At 72.6% G+C, this 22,081-nt stretch carries 24 protein-coding genes and 1 tRNA gene; 18 read left to right on the top strand and 7 right to left on the bottom strand.

Annotation, left to right across the window (positions count from 1 at the left end; genetic code table 11):
• Nucleotides 1–18 precede the first annotated feature (18 nt).
• A complete protein-coding gene (locus R8Z57_RS00490) occupies nt 19–1,269 on the bottom strand; it encodes an APC family permease (protein ID WP_318351804.1) in 1,251 nt (416 codons plus the stop codon).
• A 71-nt stretch (nt 1,270–1,340) separates the two neighbouring features.
• Here R8Z57_RS00490 and R8Z57_RS00485 point away from each other — a divergent pair, with 71 nt between their 5' ends.
• The gene (locus R8Z57_RS00485) at nt 1,341–1,781 is read left to right on the top strand and encodes a YdeI/OmpD-associated family protein (RefSeq protein WP_318351803.1); all 441 of its coding nucleotides are present in this window, start codon (nt 1,341–1,343) and stop codon (nt 1,779–1,781) included.
• Between the two features lie 278 nt (nt 1,782–2,059).
• Nucleotides 2,060–2,887, top strand: coding sequence for an SGNH/GDSL hydrolase family protein (locus R8Z57_RS00480; RefSeq protein ID WP_318351802.1), 828 nt, complete (start codon nt 2,060–2,062; stop codon nt 2,885–2,887).
• Here R8Z57_RS00480 and R8Z57_RS00475 read toward each other — a convergent pair.
• Complete coding sequence (locus tag R8Z57_RS00475; RefSeq protein WP_318351801.1) at nt 2,874–3,380, bottom strand: VOC family protein; 507 nt, start codon at nt 3,378–3,380, stop codon at nt 2,874–2,876. The two genes, R8Z57_RS00480 and R8Z57_RS00475, sit on opposite strands and share 14 nt — an antisense overlap.
• Before the next feature lie 93 nt (nt 3,381–3,473).
• On the opposite strand from R8Z57_RS00475, the gene R8Z57_RS00470 reads away from it, so the two are divergent.
• Nucleotides 3,474–4,235, top strand: a complete 762-nt coding sequence (locus R8Z57_RS00470; protein WP_318351800.1) for a helix-turn-helix domain-containing protein — start codon at nt 3,474–3,476, stop codon at nt 4,233–4,235.
• Nucleotides 4,236–4,238: 3 nt separating this feature from the next.
• Here the strand turns inward: R8Z57_RS00470 and R8Z57_RS00465 are convergent, their stop codons facing one another.
• The gene (locus R8Z57_RS00465; RefSeq protein ID WP_318351799.1) at nt 4,239–4,718 is read right to left on the bottom strand and encodes a DUF4442 domain-containing protein; all 480 of its coding nucleotides are present in this window, start codon (nt 4,716–4,718) and stop codon (nt 4,239–4,241) included.
• A gap of 107 nt (nt 4,719–4,825) precedes the next feature.
• Between R8Z57_RS00465 and R8Z57_RS00460 the strand changes: the two genes are divergently transcribed.
• From R8Z57_RS00460 to R8Z57_RS00410, 11 genes are all read left to right on the top strand, one after another.
• The gene (locus R8Z57_RS00460) at nt 4,826–5,197 is read left to right on the top strand and encodes a GntR family transcriptional regulator (RefSeq protein ID WP_318351798.1); all 372 of its coding nucleotides are present in this window, start codon (nt 4,826–4,828) and stop codon (nt 5,195–5,197) included.
• Nucleotides 5,175–6,170, top strand: a complete 996-nt coding sequence (locus R8Z57_RS00455; RefSeq protein WP_318351797.1) for a type II CAAX endopeptidase family protein — start codon at nt 5,175–5,177, stop codon at nt 6,168–6,170. Before R8Z57_RS00460 ends, R8Z57_RS00455 begins: the two co-directional genes overlap by 23 nt.
• Nucleotides 6,167–7,180: a DUF1648 domain-containing protein gene (locus tag R8Z57_RS00450; RefSeq protein ID WP_318351796.1), complete on the top strand. Its 1,014-nt coding sequence runs from the start codon at nt 6,167–6,169 to the stop codon at nt 7,178–7,180. The genes R8Z57_RS00455 and R8Z57_RS00450 overlap by 4 nt, the downstream gene beginning before the upstream one ends.
• A gap of 247 nt (nt 7,181–7,427) precedes the next feature.
• Complete coding sequence (locus R8Z57_RS00445) at nt 7,428–8,096, top strand: O-methyltransferase (protein WP_318351795.1); 669 nt, start codon at nt 7,428–7,430, stop codon at nt 8,094–8,096.
• 129 nt (nt 8,097–8,225) lie between these two features.
• Nucleotides 8,226–9,506, top strand: coding sequence for a phosphopyruvate hydratase (eno, locus tag R8Z57_RS00440; RefSeq protein ID WP_318351794.1), 1,281 nt, complete (start codon nt 8,226–8,228; stop codon nt 9,504–9,506).
• 86 nt (nt 9,507–9,592) lie between these two features.
• On the top strand, nt 9,593–10,081 hold the full coding sequence (locus R8Z57_RS00435; RefSeq protein ID WP_318351793.1) for a septum formation initiator family protein: 489 nt from the start codon (nt 9,593–9,595) through the stop codon (nt 10,079–10,081).
• Nucleotides 10,082–10,187: 106 nt separating this feature from the next.
• Complete coding sequence (locus tag R8Z57_RS00430) at nt 10,188–10,706, top strand: DUF501 domain-containing protein (RefSeq protein WP_318351792.1); 519 nt, start codon at nt 10,188–10,190, stop codon at nt 10,704–10,706.
• Complete coding sequence (locus tag R8Z57_RS00425; RefSeq protein WP_318351791.1) at nt 10,703–11,980, top strand: S8 family peptidase; 1,278 nt, start codon at nt 10,703–10,705, stop codon at nt 11,978–11,980. The genes R8Z57_RS00430 and R8Z57_RS00425 overlap by 4 nt, the downstream gene beginning before the upstream one ends.
• A 34-nt stretch (nt 11,981–12,014) precedes the next feature.
• The gene (locus R8Z57_RS00420) at nt 12,015–13,442 is read left to right on the top strand and encodes an NAD(P)/FAD-dependent oxidoreductase (RefSeq protein ID WP_318352693.1); all 1,428 of its coding nucleotides are present in this window, start codon (nt 12,015–12,017) and stop codon (nt 13,440–13,442) included.
• Nucleotides 13,443–13,515: 73 nt separating this feature from the next.
• Nucleotides 13,516–13,591, top strand: a tRNA-Leu gene (locus R8Z57_RS00415).
• Between the two features lie 66 nt (nt 13,592–13,657).
• Nucleotides 13,658–13,840 carry a hypothetical protein gene (locus tag R8Z57_RS00410; protein ID WP_318351790.1) on the top strand — a complete coding sequence of 61 codons (183 nt, stop codon included), beginning with the start codon at nt 13,658–13,660 and terminating at the stop codon, nt 13,838–13,840.
• On the opposite strand, the gene R8Z57_RS00405 is transcribed toward R8Z57_RS00410, so the two are convergent.
• The 3 genes from R8Z57_RS00405 to R8Z57_RS00395 all read right to left on the bottom strand — a co-directional run bounded on the left by R8Z57_RS00405 (nt 13,830) and on the right by R8Z57_RS00395 (nt 16,212).
• Nucleotides 13,830–14,057: a hypothetical protein gene (locus tag R8Z57_RS00405; protein WP_318351789.1), complete on the bottom strand. Its 228-nt coding sequence runs from the start codon at nt 14,055–14,057 to the stop codon at nt 13,830–13,832. The two genes, R8Z57_RS00410 and R8Z57_RS00405, sit on opposite strands and share 11 nt — an antisense overlap.
• Nucleotides 14,058–14,154: 97 nt before the next feature.
• The gene (locus R8Z57_RS00400) at nt 14,155–14,997 is read right to left on the bottom strand and encodes a class I SAM-dependent methyltransferase (RefSeq protein ID WP_318351788.1); all 843 of its coding nucleotides are present in this window, start codon (nt 14,995–14,997) and stop codon (nt 14,155–14,157) included.
• Between the two features lie 123 nt (nt 14,998–15,120).
• Nucleotides 15,121–16,212, bottom strand: coding sequence for an alpha/beta fold hydrolase (locus R8Z57_RS00395; RefSeq protein ID WP_318351787.1), 1,092 nt, complete (start codon nt 16,210–16,212; stop codon nt 15,121–15,123).
• Nucleotides 16,213–16,392: 180 nt separating this feature from the next.
• Between R8Z57_RS00395 and R8Z57_RS00390 the strand changes: the two genes are divergently transcribed.
• From R8Z57_RS00390 to R8Z57_RS00375, 4 genes are all read left to right on the top strand, one after another.
• The gene (locus tag R8Z57_RS00390; protein ID WP_318351786.1) at nt 16,393–17,622 is read left to right on the top strand and encodes an alanine racemase; all 1,230 of its coding nucleotides are present in this window, start codon (nt 16,393–16,395) and stop codon (nt 17,620–17,622) included.
• Complete coding sequence (locus tag R8Z57_RS00385) at nt 17,619–18,932, top strand: D-arabinono-1,4-lactone oxidase (RefSeq protein ID WP_318351785.1); 1,314 nt, start codon at nt 17,619–17,621, stop codon at nt 18,930–18,932. Before R8Z57_RS00390 ends, R8Z57_RS00385 begins: the two co-directional genes overlap by 4 nt.
• Nucleotides 18,933–19,015: 83 nt before the next feature.
• Nucleotides 19,016–19,582 carry a LemA family protein gene (locus R8Z57_RS00380; protein ID WP_318351784.1) on the top strand — a complete coding sequence of 189 codons (567 nt, stop codon included), beginning with the start codon at nt 19,016–19,018 and terminating at the stop codon, nt 19,580–19,582.
• Nucleotides 19,583–19,615: 33 nt separating this feature from the next.
• The gene (locus R8Z57_RS00375; protein ID WP_318351783.1) at nt 19,616–20,707 is read left to right on the top strand and encodes a DNA glycosylase AlkZ-like family protein; all 1,092 of its coding nucleotides are present in this window, start codon (nt 19,616–19,618) and stop codon (nt 20,705–20,707) included.
• A gap of 50 nt (nt 20,708–20,757) precedes the next feature.
• On the opposite strand, the gene R8Z57_RS00370 is transcribed toward R8Z57_RS00375, so the two are convergent.
• Nucleotides 20,758–22,080 (bottom strand): winged helix-turn-helix domain-containing protein, encoded by a 1,323-nt coding sequence (locus R8Z57_RS00370; RefSeq protein WP_318351782.1) that lies wholly within the window; start codon nt 22,078–22,080, stop codon nt 20,758–20,760.
• Nucleotide 22,081 lies beyond the last annotated feature (1 nt).

Below are 22,081 nucleotides of genomic sequence, written 5' to 3'. Positions count from 1 at the left end.
TTGCGCCGAGCTATCGGGTCAGCCTCGGCGGGTGCGGAGCCTGATCGCCCGGTAGGCCACCCCGACGCCGACGACCGCGACCCCGGCCACGACGGACTGCCAGGGCAGCGTCACGGCGAGGACGAGGCATCCGATCCCGCCGACGACCTGGAGCGCGACCGGGTAGCGGCGCGCGGCGCCACGCTGTCGCAGCGCCGCGACGTTGGCGACGAAGTAGTACAGCAGCACGCCGAACGACGAGAAGCCGATGGCGCCGCGCAGATCCACGAACGCCACCAGCAGCACCGCCGCGGCGGCCGCGGCGAGTTCGGCGCGGTGAGGCACGTGCCAGCGGGGGTGCACCGCGTCGAGGACGCCGGGCAGGTCGCGCTCGCGCGCCATCGCGAAAGTCGTGCGGCTCACGCCCGCGATGAGGGCCAGCAGCGCGCCGAGCGAGGCCGCCGCCGCGCCGACGCGCACGACCACGTCGATCCAGGCCCACCCCGACTGCGCGGCGGCCTCGGCAACGGGCTCGGTCGACGACGCGACGGCACCGGGGCCGAGCGCGCTCAGCACCGCGACCGCGACGACCGCGTAAACCGCCAGCGCGACGAGGAACGCGATCACGATGGCGCGCGGGATCACGCGGCGCGGATCGCGCACCTCCTCGCCCATGGTGGCGATGCGCGCGTACCCCGCGAAGGCGAAGAACAGCAGACCGGCGGATTGCAGGATGCCGTAGCCGCCGCCCATCCAGAGGGCGTCGGGCGCGAGCCACCCCGGCGTGGCGCCGGCCGAGAAGGCGGCCGTCACGCCGGCGGCGAGCGCGCCGAGCGAGATCACGACGATCGCCCGCGCGGCCGTGGCCGTGCGAGTGACACCGAACCAGTTGACGGCGGTGAGCGCCACGACGGCCGTGATCGCCACGGGCCGCTCCCATCCTGCCGGTGCCGCGTAGGCGGCGAATGTGAGCGCCATCGCCGCGCAGCTCGCGATCTTGCCGATGACGAAGCCCCAGCCGGCGACGAAGCCCCACCACGCGCCGAGCTCGGCGCGTCCGTACGCGTAGGTGCCGCCCGACGTCGGATACGCCGCCGCCAGCTGCGCCGACGACGTCGCGTTGCCGAAGGCGACCACCGCCGCGATCGCCAGGCCCACAAGCAGGCCGGTGCCCGCAGCATCCGCCGCCGGCGCCCACACCGCAAAGACGCCGGCTCCCACCATGGAGCCGAGTCCGATGAACACGGCGTCGCCGAGGCCGAGGCGGCGCTGGAGCGCGGGGGAGGTCACGGGCGAACTCTAGCCCGCGGCCGAGAACGGGCGGGTTCCCGCAGCGTGGCCGCACCGGAGAGGATAGGCCCATGACGCTTCAGATCCACACCGTGCTCGCGCCCATGGGGCCGGCGACCGCCATCGAGCTCACCGACGAGCAGGTCGCCGAACTCGGCGGAGGAAAGCGCGCTGCCGTCATCGTCGGGATCGGCGGGCGCACGGCCCGTGTGCGGCTCGGCGTGATGGACGGCCGCAATCTCGTCGGGCTCTCGAAGGCGGTCCGCGCCGAGCTCGGTGTGGAGATCGGCGACGAGGTGGACGCCACGATCGACCTCGACACCGCCGAGCGCGAGGTCGAGGTGCCCGACGACCTGGCCGCGGCCCTCGACGCGGCCGGCGTGCGGGCCGCGTTCGACGCGCTGACGTTCAGCCGTCGCAAGGAACTCGCGCGCGGGGTCACGGAGGCCAAGCGGCCCGAGACCCGCGAGCGCCGCGTAGCCGCCGCCCTGGAGGAGCTCTCCGCGTCGTAGTCGGCGCCCCCGCTGCGGTCCGGGTTCCGCAGCCCGCCCGCGTCAGATACCTGTGAAGTCCCGGACTTCGCACGACTGGCCGGCGTGCGGACACGCCAGGGGGAGGGGGCGGTCCAGGAATCGCACGGACTCTGCCCTCGAATGCGGTGCAGTGCGGACATGGCACGGCCTCGCGCGACCGGGCGCGGCGGCGCGGCGCGGGCGGGGCGGGAAGGCCGCGCACCGGGTCGTCACCCGGGTGACGGCATCCGTTCATCCGGCTGTTGTCGCATGGGGGCATGGCTCGTTCGCGTCAGATCGCGCCGCGCTCGGTCCTGGTCGGCGCGGCCGGCGTCGCGCTCGGCGCCGGCGTTGCGCTGCTCGGCGGCCGCGCCGTGCTGAAGCGCCAGGCGGCGGTCGCGCGGCGCCGGATCGGCAAGCCGCTCGGCGAGGAGGCGCTCGACGCCGACCGCGTGTGGGCCCGCCGCTTCGACGGCGCGCCGCTCGAGCTCGTCGTGCTCGGCGACTCGATCGCGGCCGGGCTCGGGGCCGAGCGTCGCAAGGACACCCTCGGTGCTCGCCTGGCCAAGGGGCTCGCGCGCTCCGAGCGACGGCCGGTACGCCTGCGCACAGCCGCGATCGTCGGCTCGGAGTCGTCGGTGCTCGCCGCGCAGGTCGACGCGCTGCCCGCCGACTACCGCCCCGACGCCGCCGTCATCGTCGTGGGCGGCAACGACATCACGCATCGCGTGCCGGTGTCGACCTCGATCGCCCACCTCGAGACGGCGATCGTGCGCCTCCGCGCGCGCGGCGCCGTGGTCGTCGTGGGCACGTGCCCCGACCTCGGGGCGCTGCGTCCGGTGCCGCAGCCGCTGCGCGCGCTGGGGTCGCGACTGTCGCGGCAGCTCGCTGACGCCCAGGCCGTCGCCGCCGCGCGCACCGGCGCGCGCGCCGTGTCGCTCGGCCGCGCCGTCGGGCCGTTCTTCGTGACCCAGCCCGACGAGATGTTCAGCCTCGACCGGTTCCACCCGAGCGCCCTCGGTTACCGCCGCACCGCCGAGGCGCTGCTGCCGGCCATCGTCTCGGCTCTCGCCGCCGCGCGCGAGGGCGCGGTCAGCCCGCGCTGACCGACGCGGCCCACTCCGCGACGCGCGCGGCGCTCTCCACCTCCGAGAGGTCCTCGACGCGCGTCATGATCGACCACCGGACGCCGAAGGGATCGCGGACGCTCGCGAAGCGGTCGCCCGACACGAACGTCGACGGCTCCTCGCGCACCGTCGCACCCGCAGCGACCGCGCGCGCCGTCACCGCGTCGACGTCGGGCACGTAGATGCCCATCGAATAGCAGTCGTCGTCGCCCTCGGGCGCCGGCACGAGTCCGTAGGCCGGGGAGGGCTCGCCGAGCTGCAGGAGCCCCATGCCGAAGTCCAGGCCCGCGTGCGCCACGACGCCGTCGAACTCGGTGACGTCGGTCACGCGTGCGCCGAACACGTCGCGGTAGAAGTCGAGCGCCTCCTTCGCCCCGCGGATCGCGAGGAAGGGGGTGAGGCTGGTCGCGCCGTTCGGGCGGCCGTCGGTCGTGTGCGCGCCGGTCACGCCGGTCGTGTGCTGAGTGGTCATGTCCCCATGCTCGCGAGGAACGGATGCTGCGGTCTTGAAGATTCGCGACACCCACGGCTGCGGGGTGTCGGCCCCACGCACTACCGTGTCGGGGTGACCGATCCGACCCGCGGGGTGCTCTACCCGGAGCGCCTTCCACGCTTCACCCGGATCGCGCCGGAGGGCGCAGCATCCACTCTCGTGGAATGGTTCTGGATCCCGGAGTGGGATCTTCCCGACGGCGTCGTGTCGCGGCAGCCCGTGCTCGGCTATCCGGCCGCGAACCTCGTGGTCGAGGCGGGCACCGTGACGCTGTGGGGCGCGACGACCCGTGCTTCGGAGCGCGAGCTGCGGGGGAGCGGATGGGCCGTCGGCGCCCTGCTGAAGCCCGCCGCGTACGCCCGCCTGTACGACGCGCCAGGCGCTCTCGTCGACACGCATGTCGAGCTCGACGCGCCCGAGGCGTCGACCGCGGTCTCGGCGGCGATGCCGGATCTCGCGGCGGCCGCGGCGGAGCTCTCGAGGTGGCTCGCGGCACGGGTCGGGCAGCCGACGTCGGACGCGCGCCTGGCGAACGCGATGGCGGACCTGCTCATGGGCGACCCGTCGATTCTCCGCCTCGACGATGCCGCCGAGCGCCTGCGTGTGTCGGTGCGGACGCTGCAGCGCCTGGCGCATCGCACGGTCGGCGTGTCACCGGCCGCCATGATCCGCCGCCGGCGCCTGCAGGAGGCGGCGCAGCGCGTGCGCGAGGATCCCGCCGCCCCGCTCGCCGAGATCGCCGCCGACCTCGGCTACGCCGATCAGGCGCACCTCGCCAACGACTTCCGCGCGGTGCTCGGGCTGACCGCGACGGACTACCGCGCCGACCGCTGAGTGCTACGCGCCGCTCGCCGACGCCGTGGTCACGCGCTTCTTCTCGCGCACGTAGACCTCGCGCCGCACGCGGGCGACGACGTCGCCCGCGGCATCCGTGATCTCCGTCTCGAACCACTCGAGCACCTTCGCGCCGCCGCGCGCCCGCTCCCGCAGCTCCGCAGCCTTCTCGCGCGGCACCTCGAAGTGCGCCGTCAGCACGCCGCGCCCGGGCTTCACGAATTCGATCTCGCCGCGGGTGTCCCACACGACGTAGTCGCGTCCGAGCTGGTGCATGACGAGCATGAAGTAGTACGGATCGGTCATCGCCGACATCGAGCCGCCGAACGCCGTCTTCACGTAGTTGCGGGTGAAGACGTTGACGTGCAGCTCGACGGTGGCGCTCGTCCAGTCGTCGGCGAACCGCTTCACCCGGATGCCGCTGAAGAGGTTCGGGATCCACAGGCTCATGCCGAGTGCGAGGCGTCGGGGGGTCACGCGCATCGGCCCAGCTTGGCCGAACCCGCGCCGCTCGGCCGAGTCCTTTGGTTGATGTCGACAAAATCAGCCCAGTGCTGGTGGCATTGTTCTAGTTGTCATAGAATTAGGCCATGTTGGTGCGGATCGACCCCGAGAGCGATGCGCCGCTGTTCGCGCAGATCGCGGCATCGGTGCGAGCGGATGCCGCGGCCGGCCGTGTGCAGCCGGGCGACCGCCTTCCGGCTGCCCGTGACATCGCCGCGGCGCTCGGAGTCAACGTCCACACCGTGCTGCACGCCTACCAGGACCTGCGCGACGAGGGGCTCGTCGAACTGCGGCGCGGCCGGGGAGCGGTCGTCACGGCGCAGGGCGCCGCGCTTCAGGACCTGCACAGCGACATCGCCGACCTCGCCGCGCGTGCCCGCGCGGCGGGACTCCCGCCCGACGCCCTCGCCGCCCTCGTGAAGGAGATCGCCACCCATGACCAGTCCACTTCCCGCTGACCCCGCCCTGCGCGCCGACCGATCGCCCGGTGTCGAAACCGGCGGCGTCCGGTGGCCGGCGGTCGCCGCCTTCGTCCTGCTGGCCTGCGGCCTCGCGTGGCTCGTCGCGCTGCCCCTCTGGCTCGGAGAGGGCCTGGCCTCGCCGCTGACCGGCGTCCTGCTGCCGGTGATGATGTTCACCCCGGCGATCGCCACCCTCATCGTGATGTTCGCCTTCCGCGCCCCCGCCGCCGCGCGGCTGCGCTTCCTCGGGATGTGGCCGCTGCGGCCGGCCGGACGCTTCGTGCTCTTCCTGGTGCTCGGCCTCGTCATCCCCATCGTGGTCGTCATCGCGACCGTGCTGCTCTCGGGTGCCTTCGGGCTCGTGCGACTGGACCTCGCCGGGTTCTCGGGGTTCGCGGATCAGCTGGCCGCGGCCACCCCCGCCGGAGTACCGCTGCCCCCGGTCGGGGTGCTCGTGGCGATTCAGCTCGTCATGATCCCGGTCGGCGCGCTGCTCAACAGCGCGCTCGCGTTCGGCGAGGAGCTCGGGTGGCGCGGGTGGCTGCAGACCGCGCTGCTCCCGCTCGGCACCTGGCCCGCGCTCCTCCTGACGGGCGTCGTCTGGGGGCTCTGGCACTCGCCGATCATCCTGCTGGGGTACAACTTCGCGCGCCCCGACCTCACCGGCGTGCTCTTCATGATCGGCGGCTGCGTGGCCTGGGGGGTGCTCCTCGGGTGGCTTCGCCTCCGCAGCGCGTCGCTCTGGCCGGCCGTGCTGGCGCACGGCTCGCTCAACGCGGTGGGCGGCGTCATCCTGCTGTTCGCGGCATCCGGCGCCGTTCCCGACCTCGCGCTCGTCGGCCCGCTGGGCGTGGTCGCGTGGGCCGTGGTCGCCGTCGTCATGGTTGCCATCGTGCTGCTGCGGCAGTTCCGCGCGGGGGCTCCCGCCGCCCCGCTCGCCGCCGGCGCGATCGAGGGAGCGGCACGATGACCGCGGCGTCGGGTGCGGTGCGCCGCGCGCGTCGCGCCTACCTCGTCGTCGCCGTCTGGGTGCCCCTCGCGGTGACGACCGTCGCGGTCGTCCTCATGCTCACCTGGCTCGGCGAACTCCCGGCCGTGGTCGCGACGCACTGGAACGGTGCGGGTGAGCCGGACGGCTTCGGCCCCGCGTGGGCCTCGCCGGTGCTCGCGGCGGTCCTGGGCTACGGGCTCGCCGCGCTCTTCGCCGGCGTCGCCGCCGCCGCGGCCCGCACCGGTGAGTGGGGTCCGACGCTGCGCTTCCTCGGTGCGCTGGCGTGCGGCCTGTCGTTCTTCCTCATGGCCCTGGTGACGGCGACGCTCGCCGGCCAGCGCGGGCTCGAAGACGCCGCCGACGCCCCCTCGATCGTCCCCGCGCTCGCCGTCGCCGGCGTGCTGGGCCTCGTGACCGGGGCGATCGCGTGGTGGGTCCAGCCGGCGGTCGCGGTCAGCGGTGGAACCGTCGCGATCTCCGCCGAGGCCATGCAGCTGGCGCCCGGCGAGCGCGCCGTGTGGCTGCGCACCACCACGATGGCCCGTCCCGGCATCATCGCCGTCGTGGGCGTCGCGCTTCTGATGGCGGCGCTCGCCGTCGTGCTCGCACTGACGGGCGGCCCCCTGTGGGGCATGTTCGCCGGGCTCGCCGTGCTGTTCGGCGTGCTCGCCGCGACCACCTGCGTCTTCCGCGTGCGGGTCTCGGCCGACGGCCTGCGCGTGCGGTCCGTCGCCGGGTTCCCGCGCTTCGGCGTGCCGATCGACGACGTCGCGGCGGTCTCGGTCGTGCACGTGCAGCCGATGGCGCAGTTCGGCGGCTGGGGCATCCGTGCCGGCCTCGACGGCAGATTCGGCCTGGTGCTGCGCGCCGGTGAGGCGATCCAGGTCGAGCGCCGTCAGGGGCGCACGTTCGTCGTGACCGTCGACGACGCCGCCACGGGTGCGTCCTTGCTGGAGGCTCTGGCCGCGCGCGCGAGTCGCCCGCGCTGACCGTCCGAGCCGCTCCGGACGGCTGAGGGTCACGATCGACGGCGCCGCGGGGGCCGTGCGGCCGCGCGTTCACGCCCCGCGCAGTGCCGAGACGAGGACGTGAGCCGGGACGAGGGCCCGTGGACTCCCGCACGCCCTCGTCTCGGCACATCCCCTCGTTCCGGCACGGCGTCGCGCGCCCGGCGTCGCGCGCCCGGCGTCCCGCGGCCCTTGACGGCCGTGGGACGTCACCGGTTGGCTGGGGGCCATGGCAGAGCCCACTCCCGAGACCTGGCGCCGTGTCGACTCCTATCTGACCGAGCTGCTGGTCGGCCACGACGAAGACCTCGAGCAGGCCGTGGCCGACCAGAACGCGGCCGGGCTCCCCGCGATCGAGGTGGCGCCGGTCAACGGCAAGCTGCTGCACCTCATCGCCCGTATGACCGGCGCCCGGCGGGTGCTCGAGATCGGCACCCTCGGTGCGTACTCGACGATCTGGCTGGCGCGTGCCGTCCCGCAGGACGGGCGGATCGTGACGATCGAGGCCGAGCCCCGCATCGCCGACATCGCCCGCGCGAACCTCGACCGCGCCGGGGTGGGCGACAAGGTCGAGATCAGACTCGGGCGCGCGGCCGAGGTCCTGCCGACGCTCGACGGCGGCGCGCCGTTCGACCTCGTGTTCATCGACGCCGACAAGGAGTCCAACACGATCTACCTCGACTGGGCGGCTCGCCTCGGAAGGCCCGGCACGGTCGTGATGGTCGACAACACCGTGCGCGGCGGCGAGATCGCCAATCCCGCCACCGAGAATCCCCAGATCATCGGCGTGCAGCGCGGGCTCGAGATGCTCGGCCGCGACCCGCGCTTCGACGCGACGGCGATCCAGACGCTCGACGCCAAGGGCTACGACGGCATCGCGATCGCACTGGTGGTGTGACGCCTCCCGGCCGGCGGATGAACCGGTGGATGACGGATGCCTCTGGCCACGGCATCCGTCATCACTAGACTCATGGGCGGACCGACGACGCTCCGACGATTCACGCTCCACAAGCAAGGAGAAACCCCTGTGGCACAGATCGAGGCTGTAGGCGCGCGCGAGATTCTCGACTCGCGCGGAAACCCGACCGTCGAGGTGGAGGTGCTGCTCGAAGACGGCACCGTCCAGCGCGCGGCCGTCCCCTCGGGCGCGTCGACCGGCGCCTTCGAGGCGTACGAGCTGCGCGACGGCGACAAGAGCCGTTACGGCGGCAAGGGCGTGCTGAAGGCCGTCGCCGCCGTCATCGACGAGCTCGGCCCGGCGATCGAGGGTGTCGAGGCGAGCGAGCAGCGCCTCGTGGACGAGATCCTCATCGCCACCGACGGCACCGAGAACAAGTCGCGCACCGGCGCCAACGCGATCCTGGGCGTCTCGCTGGCCGTCGCGAAGGCCGCCGCCGACGCGGCCGACCTCCCGCTCTTCCGCTACCTCGGCGGTCCGAACGCGCACGTGCTGCCCGTGCCGCTGTTCAACGTCATCAACGGCGGCGAGCACGCTGACAACGGCATCGACTTCCAGGAGTACTTCCTCGCGCCGATCGGCGCCGACACGTACGGCGAGTCGCTGCGCTGGGGGACCGAGGTCTATCACGTCCTCAAGGGCGAGCTGAAGGCCGCCGGCTTCGCCACCGGCCTGGGCGACGAGGGCGGCTTCGCCCCCGACCTGCCCAGCAACCGCGAGGGGCTCGACTTCCTCATCAAGGCGATCGAGAAGGCCGGCTTCACGCCGGGCCGCGACATCGCCGTCGGCCTCGACGTCGCCGCGACCGAGTTCTTCAAGGACGGCGTCTACACCGTCGAGGGCAAGGCCTGGTCGGCCGAGCAGCTCACGGACTACTACGCCGACCTCGTCGCGAACTACCCCGTCGTCACCATCGAGGACGCCCTCGCCGAGGACGACTGGGACGCGTGGAAGGCCCTCACCGACAAGATCGGCTCGAAGGTGCAGCTGGTCGGCGACGACCTCTTCGTCACCAACCCGGAGCGCCTGCAGCGCGGCATCGACCTCGGCGTCGCAAACGCGCTGCTGGTCAAGGTGAACCAGATCGGCACGCTGTCCGAGACGCTCGACGCGATCGCGCTGGCCACTCAGAGCGGCTACCGGTCGATGCTGTCGCACCGTTCGGGTGAGACCGAGGACACCACGATCGCCGACCTCGCCGTCGCCGTGAACTGCGGTCAGATCAAGACCGGCGCGCCCGCTCGCAGCGAGCGCGTCGCGAAATACAATCAGCTTCTGCGCATCGAGGAGGAGCTCGGCGAGGCCGCGGTGTTCGCGGGCCGTCGTGCGTTCCCGCGCTTCCAGGGCTGACGCGCCGGATTTCGAGAGAGGGGGGAGCCGTGGTCAAGACGACGGCTTCCCCCTCTCGGCCGTCCGCGACCCCGCGGCGCCGTCCTGTGGCCGGACGCCGCCCGGTCGACGTGCGGGGGTGGCTCGGCGGCATCCGCCTGTCGGGCTTCATGGTCATCATGATGGGGCTGGTCGTGCTCGCCGCCTTCGTGCTCGTGCCCACCATCGGCACCTACGTCGACCAGCGGCAGCAGATCGCCGCCCTCGAGGCGGCGGTGCAGCTCAGCCGTGAAGAGGTCGACGACCTCGAGTCCCAGCGGGAGCGCTGGCAGGATCCGGCCTACATCACCACTCAGGCGCGCGAGCGGCTCTACTACGTCAAGCCCGGGGAAGTGGTGTACCTCGTGGACGACGACCTTCCGCCCGAGCTCGCCCCGCAGGAGCAGGAGCCCGTGAGCGACGAGCTCCAGGCGGCGCGGTCGGACTGGATGTCGAAGCTCGTGCGGTCGGTGACCGAGGCGGGCCTCGCGCAGACGGTGGCCCCGGTGACGATCGGCGTGCCCGACCCCGAGCCCACGCCCGCGCCGACGCCGTGAACGACGGCGGGACGCGGCATCCGTTCGCGTCCGCGGCGAAAGCGTCGTCGCCCGCGGCGGCCGTCCGGTCCAGCACCGTCCCAGGCGGCGCCGCTAGCCTGGTCGAGTGACGACCCCGCCGTTCCCCCCTGTCAGCGACGCCGATCTCGCCGTTCTCCGGGAGCAGCTGGGCCGACCCGCGCGCGGCGTCGTCGGCATCGCCGCCCGCTGCGTGTGCGGCAACCCGACCGTCGTGGCCACGTCGCCGCGACTGCCCGACGGCACGCCCTTCCCGACGTTCTACTACCTGACGCATCCGGCGGCCACGGCCGCCATGTCGGTGCTCGAGGCCGACCACGTGATGCGCGCCCTCTCGGACGAGCTCGCCGCCGACGAGGACGTCGCCGCGGCTTACCTCCGCGCACACGAGGCCTATCTGCACGACCGCGCCGCGTACGGCGACGTCGAGGAGATCGACGGCATCTCGGCGGGCGGCATGCCGACGCGCGTGAAGTGCCTGCACGCCCTCGCCGGGCACGCGCTGGCGGCAGGCCCCGGTGTCAATCCGATCGGCGACCGCGCACTGGCGATGTCGACCTGGTCGCCCGAACGCTGCGTGTGCGCACAGCCGGGATCGGGCGGATGACGCGCCGCCTGCTCGGGGCACTCGTCGCCGTCGCGGCCGTCGTCGGCCTCGTCGCAGTGGGGCCCGGGGCGGCGCAGGCGGCCGCGCCGGACGCGGATCCGGTGCGGGCCGCGGAGTACTGGCTCGCCGACTACGGCATCGAGAAGGCCTGGGCCACCACGCGGGGCGCCGGCGTCAAGATCGCCGTCATCGACACCGGCATCGGACGGGGGCCGGTGGAGTTCGCCGGCGCCGTCGCCGGCGGCACCGACGTGTCGGGAGCGGGCTCGCCCGACGGACGCACGCCCGTCGGGGCAGTCGACAAGGACCACGGCAGCTGGGTGGCCTCGCTCGCCGCCGGCCGCGGGACCGGTCCGAGCGCCGGCATGATCGGCGTCGCGCCCGAGGCGCAGCTGCTCTCGGTGTCGGTCGCCTTCGGCTCGTCGGCGCAGCGCTCGTTCGCCGACCAGATCGCCGAGGCGATCCGCTGGTCGGTCGACAACGGCGCCGACGTCATCAACATGTCCCTCACCACGAACGTCCCGGATTGGCCAGAGAGCTGGGACGACGCCTTCCTCTACGCGTTCGAGCACGACGTCGTCGTCGTCGTGGCCGCCGGCAACCGGGGGAGCGGCACGACCCGCGTCGGCGCGCCGGCCACGATCCCCGGCGTGCTCACGGTCGGAGGCGTCGACCGCAACGGCAAGGCCAGCGTGGACGCCTCGACGCAGGGCATCACGATCGGCGTCTCGGCGCCCAGCGAGGAGCTGGTCGGAGTGTCGGCCGACGCCACCCTCGTCTCGTGGGACGGCACCAGCGGGGCCGCCCCCATCGTGGCGGGGATCGCTGCGCTCGTGCGCGCGGCACATCCCGACCTCGACGCCGACAACGTCATCAACCGCATCATCAAGACCGCACAGCCGGCTGCGGGCGCGACCGACGTCCCCGACGTCCTGTACGGATACGGACTGGTGGATGCCGCGGCCGCCGTGACGGCGGATGTGCCGACGGTGACCGCCAATCCCATGGGCAGCCTCGAGGACTGGGTGCGCCTGTATCGCCGGGCGCCTGTGGCGGCGCCGCCGCAGGAGCCGGCCGCGCCCGTCGAGGTCCCGCCGCTCCCCGAAGCCGACCCCGCGACGCGTCTCGCCTCGCCACTCCTGCCGGACCGTGACACCGTCCTCTACGGCACCCTCCCGCTCACCTTGGCCACGGTGGCGGCTATACTGGTGGCGCTCGGCGTCACCGCTGCTGTCCGACGCATCCGATTGGCGTCCCGCGCGCCGAGCCGCTGACACAGGAGGAGAACTCCAAACCGTGACCAACACCGTGCCCAAGATCCTCATCGTCGGTGGCGGATACGCAGGCTTCTACACGGCCTGGAAGCTCGAGAAGCACCTGCGCAAGGGCGAGGCGGACGTGACGATCGTCGATCCGCTGCCCTACATGACGTACCAGCCGTTCCTCCCCGAGGTCGCGGCCGGCTCGATCGAGGCCCGTCACTCCGTCGTGGCCCTTCGGCGTCACCTCAAGCGCACGAACGTCGTGGCCGCCAAGGTCACCGGCATCAACCACGCGAACAAGGTGGCGACCATCACGCCCATCGCGGGCGAGCCGTACGAGTTCGAGTACGACCAGATCGTCGTGACCGCGGGTGCCGTCTCGCGCACGTTCCCGATCCCCGGCATCGCCGACAACGCGATCGGGCTGAAGACCATCGAAGAGGCGGTCGCCATCCGCGACCGCCTGATGTCGAACTTCGACAAGGCGTCCACCCTCCCGCCCGGCCCCGAGCGCGAGCGTCTCCTGACCGTCGTGGTCGTCGGCGGTGGCTTCGCCGGCATCGAGGTGTTCGCCGAGCTCCGGTCGCTCGCCTCGTCGCTCGTCAAGAGCTACCCGCAGCTGACCTTCGACGACACCCACTTCCACCTCATCGAGGCGATGGGCCGCATCATGCCCGAGGTGTCGCTCAAGACCAGCGAGTGGGTGCTGAAGAACCTCGCGCAGCGGGGGGCGTTCGTGCACCTCGACACGCAGGTCACCGGCGCCATCGGCGGGAACATCGAGCTCTCGACCGGCGAGGTCATTCCGACCGACCTCATCATCTGGACGGCCGGCGTCATGGCGAACCCGACGGTGGTGCGCGGCGGCGACCTGCCCGTCGAGGAGCGGGGCCGCATCCGCACCCGTGCCGACCTCCGCGTCGGCACCGACGACGAGATCGTCGAGGGCGCGTGGGCGGCCGGCGACGTGTCGGCCGTGCCCGACCTCACCGGCGGTGGCGTGGGCGGCTACTGCGTGCCCAACGCGCAGCACGCGGTGCGCCAGGCCAAGCTCCTGGCCAAGAACCTCGTGGCGGTGCTGCGCGGCGAGCTGCCGCGCGACTACTACCACAAGAACCTCGGCGCGGTCGCCGGTCTCGGCCTCTGGGTCGGTGTGTTCCAGTCCGGCAAGCTCGCGCTCAAGGGACCGATCGCGTGGCTCGCCCACCGCGGCTACCACGGCCTGGCCATGCCGTCGTGGGAGCGCAAGTGGCGCGTGCTGTGGGGCTGGTGGAACAACTTCTGGCTCGGTCGTGACATGGTGAACCTCTCCACCGTGCAGAACCCGCGCTACGTGTTCGAAGAGTTTGCCGCGCGCCCGCGACCGCCGCAGCCCGTCGAGGCTCCCGCAGAGCCCGCCCCGGCGACGGCGGCGAAGAAGGCTCCTGCGAAGAAGGCTCCGGCGGCGGAGGCCGAGAAGGTCGCCGCCCGCTGAGTCCGAACGGATGCCGCAGGCCCGTCTGAGAAGATGGGCCTGCGGCATTCGTGTTCCCGGCGGGAGACGAGAGGCCCCCGTAGCCCAACGGCAGAGGCAGGCGACTTAAACTCGCTCCAGTGTGGGTTCGAATCCCACCGGGGGTACCATCGGCCCCCTCGCGCGCCGGCAGAACCCCGGCTCATCTGGCGGAATCCCGGAGAAGGGGTCCCGACATGAGCGAGCGCGACGACGACGGACCGAGTGTGGAGCGGGCCCCGGCGGCGAAGAACGGCTGGTGGTGGAGAGTGGTCGCCCTCTTCGCAGGCGTTCCGCCCGTGGCCGTCTACGGCGCCGAGGACGAGGTCGACGCGGAGCGCTCTGCCGGCGCCCCGCGACCCTCGAACGTCACGGAATGACATCGGCCGCGAGATCTGGCCGCGCGGGGTGTGCCGGCCGTGCCGGGCGCGACAGCGCTCGGGCGAGTCGCTGACCGACGACGACGACGCGATCACGCAACGGCGCGGGCGGGCGCGTCAGGCGTCCCTCGCGGATGGCGATCGCGATGGCATGGGCGTCGGCGGCCTCGCGCGAGCGCGCACGGTCGTCGACGAGTGTGAAGGGTGGAACGAGCATCGGTGTCTCCTGACGGGGGTGACGGACGGATCGGTGCCGGACGGTGAGCGTGGCGGGTGCGGCCCGATCAGCGGACCCGGCCGCACCCGCGAGGCGCTCAGGCGCGCCGGGCCGTCACGAGCAGGTACTCCCACGGCATGACGCCGTCGTGCAGGAAGCGGTCTCCCAGCGCGGCGATCTCGGCGTCGAGGGCGGCGACCTTCTCCGGGTCCTGCGCGATGAAGCGGTAGACGGAGATCGTCGGTCCGTAGTTCGCCTTCATGAAATCGCGGAACTCCCGGCCGCTCGCGAAGCGGTCGACGGCGAGCACCTGCTGACTGGCGGTGAGGTCGTCGACCCGATCGCCGAAGAGCGTGGCGACGTGGTCGGCCAGGCCCCACAGCGGTGCCGGCGAGGCGCCCGCCGGAGCCGGCGGCGCGAACGGCTTCATGACCGTGAACAGCTGGCCGATGAACCCGTCGGGGGTCCAGCTCAGCACGCCGACACGGCCGCCGGGGCGGCACACGCGGACGAGCTCGTCCGCCGCCTGCTGATGGTGCGGCGCGAACATCACGCCGATGGTGGACAGCACGACGTCGAACTCGGCGTCGGGGAACGGCAGGGCCTCGGCATCGGCGGTGAGCCAGCGCAGGGCGACGCCCGCGGCCGCGGCGGTCTGCTCGCCCACGCTGAGCAGACGCGGTGTGAGGTCGGTCGCGACCACGTCGGCCCCGAGCCGGGCGGCGGGGATCGCGGCGGTGCCGGTGCCGGCGGCGACGTCGAGGACGCGCTCGCCGGCGCACACGCCGAGCGCCTCGACGAGGACGCCGCCGAGCTCTCCGACGACTTCGTCCGCCACGGCGGGGTAGTCGCCGCTGGCCCACATCGCAGCGTGCTTGGCCTTGAGTGCGCGGTCCTCCTCGGTGTCGGTGATCGCGTGTTGTGCGGTGAAAAGGGACATGATTCCTCCGAATCGATGGGTTGTGGGCACCACCGTAGGAATCAGTGGACGGGCGCGGCATCGGGGTGAACGCGCAATCGCGCACAGCCGCCGGGCGACCGATGGCGGCTGACGCGTAGTGCGTCAGCTCTGCGAGAGGAGGCGCGCCACGGCGGCGGTCCGCGCTGCGCGGCCCTGCAGGCCGAGCTTCGCGTAGGCGTTCTGCAGATGGCGCTCGACGGTGCGGACCGAGAGGAAGAGCTCGGCCGCGATGCCGTCGTTGTCACGCCCTTCGGCGGCCAGGCGGAGGATGTCGAGCTCCCGGGGCGACAGCAGCGAAGCCGGGTCCATGCCGTCCGACTCCACAAGGCCGATGGCACGATCCGGAGCCATGAAGTCGGTCACCTCGCTGAGGAACTGCGCCCACGCCGGCTCGTCCTCGAGCACGATGTGGTTGTTGCTCTCCAGGGCGGCCAGCCGCGCGCCGCGGATGCCGGCGGCCAGTTCGCGCGCGTGGTGGAAATCGTTCATCTGGTCGCCCCGGCTGTGGATCACCAGCGTCGGCAGGTCGATCTCGCGCATCCGCGCGCTCGAGTCCGTCACCTGCCGTTGGGCGCGGGAGGCGATCGCCGTCTCGGCGTCGACCGAGACGCGCTGCAGATCGTCCAGCCACCGCATCTGCTCCTCCGTGCCGCCGGGGATCATCATGCTGCTGAAGACGCGGCGGAACTCCGAGGTGGGGCGTGCCCAGCCCACCCTGATCAGGGCCTCGAACGCGGCATACATGTCGAGCTCTTCCGGCGTGGCTGCCGCGTGCGCACCGGCGTAGCTGCCGTAGAAGATGAGTCGCGTCAGTCGCTCGGGATGCCGCGCCGCGTACTCCAGCGCGACCGGGCCGCCCTGCGCCATGGCCATCAGCGCGAACCGCTCGAATCCGGCATCGTCGGCGACGGCCTCCAGATCGGCGACGCGCGCCTCGAGGCCGTGATCGGTCGCGTGGCGGTCGGAGAGTCCGTGCCCGCGCTCGTCGTAGCGGATGACGGTCGCGATGCTTCCCAGCCCGGTGAGGTAGTGACACCAGACGGGGCTCTGCCAGTCGAACTGGAGGTGGCTCAGCCAGCAGGCGTCGATGAGCAGCGGGGGACCCGCGCCGTGGACCGCGTAGGCGATGCCCGTCCCGTCCGCGGAGCGTGCGAAGCGGATGTTCTGCACGGTGTCCGAACGGCCGGTGTTCACGGAGCCAGTGTAGGAGCGGGCGGGCCCGCGGAACAGCGCGGGACCGCGCCGAAGCGGATGCGTCCCGAGCCGCCGCGGACGGATCCGGAGCCACCCCCGGCGCGCCGTGCACAGCGCGTCATCGGGGCTGCCCGCGTGGTCGTAGGCTGGGGCGATGTGCGCGCACCCGAAGCGAGCCCAATGAGTCTCGATCTGCTGTCCCAGCCCGCGGCGACGAAGCCGTGGAGCCATCCCGCCTCCTACTGGGGCGGCATGAGCCGTGCCGTCGCGGAGATCAGCGGCCCCGTCGCCGCGATCCATGCGGATGCGCTGCGCTACAACGCCCTCGACCTGGTCGTGCGCGCGGGAGGTGTTCCGATCCGTGTCGCGAGCAAGTCGGTGCGGGTGCGCGCGGTGCTCGACGCGGTGCTCGCGCTCCCCGGCTACCGGGGCATCCTCGCCTTCACCCTGCCCGAGGCGCTCTGGCTCGCCGAGGATCACGACGACATCGTGCTCGGCTACCCGACGGTGGACCGCGCCGCGATCGCGTCGCTCGCCGCCGACGAGGCGGCCGCCTCGCGCATCACCCTGATGGTCGACGACCTCGCACAGCTCGACGCCGTCGACGCGGTCGCCGCTCCCGGCTCCCGGCCCGAGATCCGTGTCGCCATCGACGCCGACGCCTCGTGGCGCGCACCCGCGCTCGGCCACATCGGCGTCCTGCGGTCGCCCGTGCACGAGGCGGCGGAGGTGGCGGCGCTCGCGCGCTCGATCGCCTCGCGCCCCGGGTTCCGCCTGGTCGGGCTGATGATGTACGAGGCGCAGATCGCGGGTCAGGGCGACGCCACCGGATCGGGGGATGCCGTCATCCGCTGGATGCAGCAACGCTCGGGTTCGGAGCTCCGGGATCGCCGCGGGGCGATCGTCGCGGCCCTGCGCGACATCGCGCCCCTCGAGTTCGTCAACGGCGGCGGAACCGGATCCCTGGAGCTGACGGCATCCGATCAGTCCGTCACCGAGGTCACCGCCGGGAGCGGCCTCCTCGCCGGGCACCTCTTCGACGGCTACCGCGCGTTCGACCCCGCGCCGGCGGCCGCGTTCGCGCTCGAGGTCGTGCGCAAGCCCGCTCCCGACGTGGCCACCGTGCTCGGAGGCGGCTGGATCGCCTCGGGTCCGCCGCTCGAGTCGCGCCAGCCGCGTGCGGTGTGGCCGGCGGGGCTGCGCACAGCACCCCGGGAGGGGCACGGCGAGGTTCAGACGCCGCTCCGCGGCGACGCCGCCCGCGGCCTGCGGGTCGGCGACCGGGTCTGGTTCCGTCATGCCAAGAGCGGCGAGCTCGCCGAGCGGGTCGAGCGCTACCATCTCGTCGAAGGCGACGCGGTGACGGGGCAGCTGGCGACTTACCGCGGCGAGGGAAAGGCGTTCCTGTGACCCGTCCAGGCGGAGTGTGGCGCAACTGGGGCCGTTCCGAGTCGGTGCGACCGCAGCGAGTCGAGTTCCCCCGCACGATCGCGGCCGTGCAGCGCGCGGTGCGCGCCGCCGCGGCCCAGCACCTGCCGGTGAAGGCGGTGGGTGCGGGGCACAGCTTCACGGGCATCGCCGTGGCTCCCGGAGTGCTGCTCGAGCTCCGCGACCTGAGCGGTCTCGTCAAGGTCGACGCCGATCGCGGCCGCGTCACCCTGCTCGCCGGAACCCGGTTGCACCAGGTGCCGGGGCTGCTGGCGCCGTACGGCCTCGCGATGGAGAACCTGGGCGACATCGACCGGCAATCCATCTCGGGTGCCATCTCGACCGGCACGCACGGCACCGGTGCGCGGTTCGGCGGCATCGCGGCGCAGGTCGTCGGCGCCACGCTGGTGACGGCGTCCGGAGAGCTGCTCCGCGTGGATGAGGACGAGAACCCCGAGCTCGTGCCCGCCGTCGCGCTCGGGCTCGGTGCGCTGGGCATCCTCGTCGAGGTCACCCTGCAGTGCGTGCCCGCGTTCGTGCTGCACGCGGTGGAGCGGCCGGAGGCGCTCGACGACGTGCTGGCCGCCCTCGACGACCGCGTCGCCGCCGCGGATCACTTCGAGTTCTACTGGTTCCCGCATACCGACCGTGCGATGACGAAGACCAACACCCGGCTGCCCGAGAGCGCGCCGCGGCATCCGCTGCCGGCAGTGGGGAAGTGGGTCGACGACACTCTGGTGGGAAGCGGACTCCACCAGATCGCGTGCACCACCGGCAAGCTGGTGCCCGCGCTCGTGCCGCCCATCAACCGGCTGTCGGCGAAGGTGTGGGGCGACCGGGAGTTCACGGATGCCTCCGCCCGCGTGTTCGCGACCTACCGGTCGGTGCGGTTCCGGGAGATGGAGTACGCGCTGCCCGCCGCCCAGGTGCGGCCGGCCTTCGACGCGCTCCGAGCCCTCGTCGACGAGCGGGGATGGCGGATCGGCTTTCCGGTCGAGGTGCGGTTCGCCGCGGCCGACGACCGCTGGCTGTCGACCGCGCACGGACGTGCGTCGGGATACATCGCGGTGCACCGGTACTGGCGCGAAGACCCGACGGAGTACTTCGAGGCGGTGGAGGAGATCATGCTCCGCTTCGACGGACGCCCCCACTGGGGCAAGATGCACACGCTGGGCGCCGACACGCTCCGCGAGCGGTACCCGCGTTTCGAGGACTTCACGGGCCTGCGCGACCGCCTCGACCCGGAGCGGATCTTCCGCAATCCGTACCTCGACCGCGTCCTCGGTGGGTAACGGCTGAGAGTAGGGCTTCCGGCCTCATCTGGGGTAACTGGGCGTCGGTAGGATGAGGGGCACTATCGAAACGGAGCCTCGGCATGGAATGGCTGATCCCAGTCCTTATCGTGGTGGCACTCGCCATCATCGTCGGCATCTATCTCTGGGCGACGTACAACTCGCTGGTCCAGCTGAACGTGCGTGTCGACGAGGCCTGGAGCGACATCACCGTGCAGCTGAAGCGGCGCGCCGACCTCCTGCCGAATCTGATCGAGGCCGTCAAGGGCTACGCGACCCACGAGAAAGCCGTCTTCGAACGGGTCACCCAGGCGCGGGCCGACACGCTCTCGGCCTCGGGGCCGGCCGAGGCGGGGGCCGCCGAGGGGCGCATGCAGCAGGCGCTGAAGTCGCTGTTCGCCGTGGCCGAGGCCTACCCGCAGCTGCAGGCCAGCCAGAACTTCCTGCAGCTGCAGCAGTCGATCGTCGACACCGAAGACAAGGTGCAGGCGTCGCGTCGCTTCTACAACGGCGGCGTGCGCGAGCTGAACACGAAGATCAAGGTGTTCCCCAACAACATGTTCGCGCGCAACCTCGGCTTCCACGAGCGCGAGTTCTTCGAGGTGATCGACGGCGCCGCGATCTCGGAGCCTCCCCGCGTCCAATTCTGAGGTGATGTCGGCTGCCGGCGGTACCGTCGACGCATGGTCCTCCGGCTGACTGCCGAGCAGGCGCGCCGCATCGCCGTGCGCGCGCAGCTGCTCACCGCCGAGCGCCCGGCCGGGATCGTCGAGACGATCGATGCGCTCACCGTGGTGAACATCGAGCCGACCGCGGCGATCGCCCCGAGCGCCGATCTGATCCTGTGGAGCCGGCTCGGGTGGCCGTACCAGCCCGCCGACCTCGTGCGCCTGGTGGAGCGGGACCGCGCAGTGTTCGAGTGGGGCGGCTTCTACCGGACCATGGCAGACCTCGCCCTGCTGCTTCCGGAGATGCGGCGGCGCCCCGAGTCCATCCAGGCCCGTGAGTGGCTCGCCGCCAACGACGTCTTCCGGCGCGACGTGATCGCCCGCCTGCGCGCCGAGGGGCCGCTCCACGCGGCCGACATCCCCGACGCGGCGCAGGTGCCGTGGCGTTCCTCGGGGTGGACGAACAATCGCAACTCGCTGCAGCTGCTCGAGATCCTCGTCCTGTGCGGCGAGGTCGCCGTCTCGTCGAGGGATGCCGCGGGCCGGCTGTTCGACGTCGCCGACCGCGTGTACCCGGCCGACGTCCCGGTGCTGTCCGACGAGGACGCCGCCCGCGAGCGCGCCCAACGCCGGCTGGCAGCGCTCGGCGTGGCGCGGGCGAAGGCCGCGCAGTCACCGGAGCCGATCGACGTCGGCGAGATCGGCGAGGCCGCCGTGGTCGAGGGCGTCGAGGGGGAGTGGCGGGTCGATCCGGCGGCCCTCGAGGCCGGTGACGGATTCGCTGCGCGGACGGCGCTCCTCTCACCGTTCGACCGTCTGGTGTTCGATCGCAAGAGGCTCACCGAGCTCTTCGGCTACGGGTATCTGCTGGAGATGTACAAGCCCGCCGCCCAGCGGCGCTGGGGCTACTTCGCGCTGCCGATCCTCCACGGCGACCGGTTCATCGGCAAGCTGGACGCGAAGGCCGACCGCAAGGCCGGGGTGCTGCGCGTGCACGCCGTGCATGAGGATGTGCCCTTCACGGAGGACACGTCGGCCGCCGTCCACTCCGAGATCGAGCGGCTCGCGCAGTGGCTCGGCCTCGAGGTCACCGAGGCCTCGAGGTGACCGACGGCTCGACCATCTCCGGCGGCTGACCGTCGACTGAAGGGGGCGGGTCAGCCGGCGATCGCCTCGGGGTCCAGCTCGGCCCCGACATCCGCGGCTTCGTCGCGGGCGTCGGTGACCGACGGGGCGGCCGCCGCCGCGCCGCCTTCGACTCGCGTGGCCTCGGGGAGCGCGTCGGCCACGTCGTCGGCGGCGTCGCCCCACCGGGCGACCGAGATCGACTCGAGTCCCTGCCATCGGGCGGCGAGGCGCAGCTCGTCGGCCAGGCGGACTGCGGCGTCCGGCGGTCGGCTGCGCTCCCACCACGCGGACTGCACGCGCAGCGTCGAGGCCGCGCGATCGGCTTTCAGATCCACCCGCCCGACGAGGTCGTCGCCGATCAGCACCGGCAGCGAGTAGTAGCCATAGCGGCGCTGCGCCGCCGGGGTGTAGATCTCGATCCGGTACTCGAAGTCGAACAGGCGCTCGGCGCGGTCGCGGAACCAGACCACGGGGTCGAACGGCGTCAGGATCGCGGCCGCATCGATCCGCCGGGGGATGACGGCGTCGGCGTGCAGCCAGGCCTTCGCGGGGCGCCCGCCGCTGGACCAGCCTTCGACCGTCACGGGGTGCAGCTCGCCGGTGTCGACGAGTTCGCCGAGCGCGGCGGTCACGGCCTTGCGATCGGCGATGCGCCAGTAGTCGGCCACGTCGGCGGCGGTCGCGACACCGTAGGCTCGGGCGGCGCGGCGCACGAGCTCGCGGATCGCGTCGTCGCGAGGGACCGGGGACGCGAGTACGTCGTGCGGGATCACCTGTTCCGCGAGCGCATAGCGCCGCTCGAACCCCCGTCGCCCCGCGATCGCGACCTCGCCGAAGAGCCACAGGTACTCCAGTGCGTGCTTGACGACGTCCCAGTCCCACCAGGGGCCCCGCGCGCCCTTCTTGGCGTCGTGCTCGATCTGGGCCGGCCGCAGCGGGCCGCGGTCCGCCAGTTCCGCGCGCACCCAGTCGACGATCTCGCGGTGCGTGTCGAACCAGCCACCCGGCTTCGAGCCGTACTTGTGGCGCAGCGCGGTCATCCGGAAGTCGAAGAGTCCCCAGTCCGACGCCGGGATGAACGCCGCCACGTGCGCCCAGTACTCCACGTAGGGGGCTCGCCGCGCGAACAGCAGCCGGTCCAGCGCCGCGGTGTCGTACGCGCCCACGCGCGAGAACAGCGGCATGTAGTGGGATCGGGCGAAGACGTTGACCGAGTCGATCTGCAGCGTCGCCATGCGTGCCAGGGCTCCGTTGAGCTGACGCGTTCCCGCGGTGGCGGGGCGCGCACGCCCGAATCCCTGGGAGGCGAGTGCGACGCGCCGCGCCTCGGCGGCGCTCAGTGCGGACTTCACG

Origin of the sequence: Microbacterium sp. M3 (assembly GCF_033548675.1) — a bacterium.
GTDB lineage: Bacteria > Actinomycetota > Actinomycetes > Actinomycetales > Microbacteriaceae > Microbacterium > Microbacterium arthrosphaerae.
This window is presented reverse-complemented; position numbering and strand designations above follow the sequence as displayed.

Excerpts from the sequence above, each read along its gene's own strand:
- R8Z57_RS00485 (WP_318351803.1), top strand. The coding sequence starts at position 1,341 with ATGACGCTTCAGATCCACACCGTGCTCGCGCCCATGGGGCCGGCGACC.
- R8Z57_RS00480 (WP_318351802.1), top strand. The coding sequence starts at position 2,060 with ATGGCTCGTTCGCGTCAGATCGCGCCGCGCTCGGTCCTGGTCGGCGCG.
- R8Z57_RS00475 (WP_318351801.1), bottom strand. The coding sequence starts at position 3,380 with ATGACCACTCAGCACACGACCGGCGTGACCGGCGCGCACACGACCGAC.
- R8Z57_RS00465 (WP_318351799.1), bottom strand. The coding sequence starts at position 4,718 with ATGCGCGTGACCCCCCGACGCCTCGCACTCGGCATGAGCCTGTGGATC.
- R8Z57_RS00460 (WP_318351798.1), top strand. The coding sequence starts at position 4,826 with ATGTTGGTGCGGATCGACCCCGAGAGCGATGCGCCGCTGTTCGCGCAG.
- R8Z57_RS00455 (WP_318351797.1), top strand. The coding sequence starts at position 5,175 with ATGACCAGTCCACTTCCCGCTGACCCCGCCCTGCGCGCCGACCGATCG.
- R8Z57_RS00450 (WP_318351796.1), top strand. The coding sequence starts at position 6,167 with ATGACCGCGGCGTCGGGTGCGGTGCGCCGCGCGCGTCGCGCCTACCTC.
- R8Z57_RS00445 (WP_318351795.1), top strand. The coding sequence starts at position 7,428 with ATGGCAGAGCCCACTCCCGAGACCTGGCGCCGTGTCGACTCCTATCTG.
- R8Z57_RS00425 (WP_318351791.1), top strand. The coding sequence starts at position 10,703 with ATGACGCGCCGCCTGCTCGGGGCACTCGTCGCCGTCGCGGCCGTCGTC.
- R8Z57_RS00410 (WP_318351790.1), top strand. The coding sequence starts at position 13,658 with ATGAGCGAGCGCGACGACGACGGACCGAGTGTGGAGCGGGCCCCGGCG.
- R8Z57_RS00405 (WP_318351789.1), bottom strand. The coding sequence starts at position 14,057 with ATGCTCGTTCCACCCTTCACACTCGTCGACGACCGTGCGCGCTCGCGC.
- R8Z57_RS00400 (WP_318351788.1), bottom strand. The coding sequence starts at position 14,997 with ATGTCCCTTTTCACCGCACAACACGCGATCACCGACACCGAGGAGGAC.
- R8Z57_RS00390 (WP_318351786.1), top strand. The coding sequence starts at position 16,393 with ATGAGTCTCGATCTGCTGTCCCAGCCCGCGGCGACGAAGCCGTGGAGC.
- R8Z57_RS00380 (WP_318351784.1), top strand. The coding sequence starts at position 19,016 with ATGGAATGGCTGATCCCAGTCCTTATCGTGGTGGCACTCGCCATCATC.
- R8Z57_RS00375 (WP_318351783.1), top strand. The coding sequence starts at position 19,616 with ATGGTCCTCCGGCTGACTGCCGAGCAGGCGCGCCGCATCGCCGTGCGC.